This is a genomic window from Aquabacterium sp. UBA2148, assembly GCF_002328915.1.
Classification (GTDB): domain Bacteria; phylum Pseudomonadota; class Gammaproteobacteria; order Burkholderiales; family Burkholderiaceae_C; genus Aquabacterium; species Aquabacterium parvum.
In genome coordinates, this window is sequence record NZ_DCXA01000246.1 from 1 (window position 1) to 3,856 (window position 3,856).

At 64.7% G+C, this 3,856-nt stretch carries 3 protein-coding genes; 2 read left to right on the forward strand and 1 reads right to left on the reverse strand.

The annotated features are described in order from the left end of the window. Positions 1–257: 257 nt before the first annotated feature. Positions 258–1,316 (reverse strand): CobW family GTP-binding protein, encoded by a 1,059-nt coding sequence (locus tag B2W70_RS13740; RefSeq protein ID WP_286746507.1) that lies wholly within the window; start codon positions 1,314–1,316, stop codon positions 258–260. A 111-nt stretch (positions 1,317–1,427) separates the two neighbouring features. On the opposite strand from B2W70_RS13740, the gene B2W70_RS13745 reads away from it, so the two are divergent. Both B2W70_RS13745 and lnt read left to right on the forward strand, forming a co-directional pair. Further along, the gene (locus B2W70_RS13745; protein ID WP_286746508.1) at positions 1,428–2,318 is read left to right on the forward strand and encodes an HlyC/CorC family transporter; all 891 of its coding nucleotides are present in this window, start codon (positions 1,428–1,430) and stop codon (positions 2,316–2,318) included. Positions 2,319–2,358: 40 nt separating this feature from the next. Beyond that, positions 2,359–3,856: apolipoprotein N-acyltransferase (gene lnt / locus B2W70_RS13750; RefSeq protein WP_286746510.1), on the forward strand; the 1,498-nt coding region annotated here is incomplete at its 3' end.

Here is a 3,856-nt window from a genome sequence, read left to right on the forward strand (position 1 = left end):
TGGCTGGTGCAGCCGACTTGGCGCCGGCCGACTTGGCGGCAGCCTTGGTGCCAGAGGCGGTGGTTTTCGTCACAGGATCCTCCTTCCCGAATTGCGTGATCCACAGACAGGGGGGTGACCGGATTCAGGCTCCTGATGTGGGGCCTGCTCCAGACTGAAGTGCCAACCGTCGGGTTTGTCCACCCTTGGGAAGCGCGCGGATTGTAGCCATGGTCTTTGACTGGACTCCCCAGGCTATCCCTAGAAACCAAGCCTGATCAGGCCAGGCATTGATCCAGGCCTGCCTTGAACAGGTCCTGGGGGATGTCGATGCCGATGAAGACCATCTTGCTCTGTTTGGTCTCGCCGGGCGCCCACTTGGGGCCGGTGTCGCTGCCCATCAACTGGTGCACGCCCTGAAAGACCACCTTCTTGTCGATCCCCTTGACGTGCAGCACACCTTTGTAGCGCAGCATCCGAGGGCCGTAAATCTGCACCATGGAACCCAGGAAGTCCTCCAGCTTGGTGGCGTCGAAGGGCTTGCTGGCCTTGTAGACGAAGGACTTGACGTCGTCGTCGTGGGCGTGGTGATGCGGGTGGTCGCAGTGCTCGCCGTGGGCGTGATCGTGGCCGCAGTCATGGTCATGGCCGTGGTCGTGCTTGTGCGCGTGACCATGGCCTTCGGTCAGGAAGTCCGGGTCGATGTCCAGCTTGGCGTTGAGGTTGAAGCCCTTGAGGTCGAAGACCTCTTTGATGGGCACCTCACCGAAGTGCACGCGCTTTTGCGGGGCGCGCGGGTTCATGTGCTTGATGCGGTGGGACAGGGCGTCGGCTTGCGCGCCATCGACCAGGTCGGACTTGCTCATGAAGATCAGGTCGGCAAAGCCCACCTGACGGCGTGCTTCCTGGCGGGTGTCGAGTTGCTGGTCGCCGTGCTTGGCGTCCACCAGCGTGACGATGGCGTCGAGCAGGTAGTGCTCGGCGATCTCGTCGTCCATGAAGAAAGTCTGGGCCACGGGGCCAGGGTCGGCCAGGCCGGTGGTTTCGATGACCACGCGCTCGAAATTCAGGGTGCCGGCCTTTTTTTGCTTGACCAGGTCGGACAGCGTTTCCCGCAGGTCTTCCCGGATCGTGCAACAGACACAACCGTTGCTCATCTGGACGATGTGCTCTTCGGTGTCGGCCACGAGGATCTCGTTGTCGATGTTTTCTTCGCCGAACTCGTTTTCGATGACGGCGATCTTCTGGCCATGGGCTTCGGTGAGCACGCGCTTGAGCAGGGTGGTCTTGCCGGCGCCCAGGAAGCCGGTGAGGATGGTGACGGGGATCAGGCTCATGGGGCTAGTGTAGGCCGGTTTGGGCCCACCCTGGCGGGTGTCACCAGGGTGCTGACGTCGCCCGGTGTCGATGGGTTATTCTTGCGGCATCCCAACCACGACACCCCTGCCGTGTCCGAACCTTCCCCTAGTCGACCGCCTCGGGTCGACCGGCGTCCCCTTGCGCGGGACCCCCGCAGCCTGTTTGTCCGCCTCGTCGAGTTCATCTCGCCAGGACCGGACTCCACGGCTGAACTCATCCGCACCCTGGCCGAAGCCGAGCACCGCGAGCTGATCGAGCCCGAGTCCCGGGTCATGCTCGAGGGCGTGATCCGCATGGCTGGCATGACGGCTGGCGACGTCATGGTGGCCGTGCGTCGCATGGACATGCTCGACATCGACGCGCCGTACGAGGAGCTGCTGGCGTCCGTCATCGACACGGGTCATTCTCGCTTCCCGGTCTACCAGGACAGCCGCGACAACATCATCGGCCTGCTGATGGCCAAAGACCTGCTCAAGTTGCAGCGCTCGCCGGACTTGAACCTGCGCACGCTGCTGCGGGCGCCTTACTTCGTGCCCGAATCCAAGGGGCTCAACGAGTTGCTGCGTGAATTTCGCTCCAACCGCAGCCACCTGGCCATCGTCATCGACGAGTTCGGCAAGACGGCCGGTCTCATCACCATCGAAGACGTGCTCGAGGAGATCGTCGGCGAGATCGAAGATGAGTTCGACGACGACGACGGCGAGTCGAGCATCTTCACGCTGGCCGATGGCAGCCAGCGGGTGGCGGGCGATGCGCTCATCGCCGATGTGAACGAGGCCTTCCAGGCACAGTTGTCCCAGGACGATTTCGACACGATTGGCGGCCTGGTGGCGCATGAGTTGGGACGGGTGCCTCGCCGAGGCGAGGTGGTCGAGCTGGGCGGCTTGCGCTTCTCGGTGATGCTCGCCCGCGGCGGCTCCGTGCGTTGGTTCAAGGTGACGTCTGTCTCCGGGCCGGCCGATGCGGCCGAGCATGCCTGAGGTGGCGGGTTCGGTCTCTTTCGGGCAGGCGCATGATCGGTTGACGGCGCCTCGCTGGTGGCTGGCCCTGCTCTCGGGTGGGCTCCAAGCCCTGGCCTTGTCGCCGTGGGTGGCTGGCTTGCATGCGGCCTTGCCGGCGGTGCTTCAAACGGCTGCAGCGGCTTGGCTGGTGTGCCTGCTGGCCGGGCAAACGAAGGTGCGCGCAGCGGCGTTGGTGGCCTGGCTGCACGCGAGTGTCTGGCTGGTGGGCGCGACGGGTTGGATGTTCGTCAGCCTCCACCACTTTGGTGGCCTGCCTGCCTGGTTGTCGGCGCTGGCGGTGGTCCTGCTTTGCCTGGCGCTGTCGGGCTACATGGCACTTGCCGGGGCCGCGTGGCAACGTTTTCGGTGCGGCTCGCCCTGGCGCGATGCGACGCTGTTCGGCGGGCTTTGGCTGCTGGCCGAGTTGGCGCGGGCGCTGATATTCACCGGCTTTCCCTGGGGGGCCAGTGGCTATGCCTTGATCGACACGCCCTGGGCCCTTCTGGCGCCCTGGGTGGGTGTCTACGGCTTGGGCTGCATCTGGGCCACGTTGGTGGCGTTGGCCGCTCTGGGCGCATTTGGCACGCCCCGGCACACGAAGGCCCGCTGGCTGATGCCCTTGCCCTTGCTGGGCTTGAGCATCGGGCTGGCCGCCTGGTCGCCTGCGCCACACACCCACCCGCATGGGCAACCCTTGAAAGTCGCGTTGCTGCAGAGCAATGTCGCCCAGGACGAAAAGTTCGATGCCCGGATGCTCGGCAACATGCTGGTCTGGCATGGGCAGCAGTTGCAGCAGGTGCAAGCCGACCTGGTGGTGGCGCCCGAAACGGCGATCCCGCTGCTGCCGGAGCAATTGCCCGAGGGCTACTGGGATGGCCTGCGTGCGATGTTCGGGTCAGGCCAAGGGCGCGCAGCGCTGATCGGGATGCCGCTGGGCAGCCTGGAATCGGGCTACACCAACTCGGTGGTGGGGCTGTCGCCGGAGCTGGCTCAGCCATATCGCTACGACAAGCACCACCTGGTGCCATTTGGTGAATTCATCCCGCTGGGCTTTCGCTGGTTCGTCAACATGATGAACATGCCTCTGGGGGACTTTTCTCGCGGCCCGCTCTCGGCACCATCCTTCGTGGTCAAGGGGCAGCGCGTTGGCCCCAACATCTGCTACGAGGACTTGTTTGGCGAGGAGCTTGCGAGTCGTTTCGTGCACGCGGAAACTGCCCCGACGATGCTCGCCAACGTGAGCAACCTGGCCTGGTTCGGTGACACGGTGGCCATCCATCAGCACCTGCAGATCGCGCGCATGCGCTCGCTGGAATTCCAGGTCCCGACCATTCGATCGACCAACACGGGGGCGACCGTTGTCATCGATCACCTGGGACGCGTCGTGCAACGCATGCCAGGGCAGACGCGTGGCGTGCTGTTGGCCGAAGTGCAGGGGCAAGCCGGTGTGACGCCATACGCCGCATGGGCGGGCCGGGCGGGGCTTTGGCCGCTCGTGGTGTTGGGTTTGCTGGTGG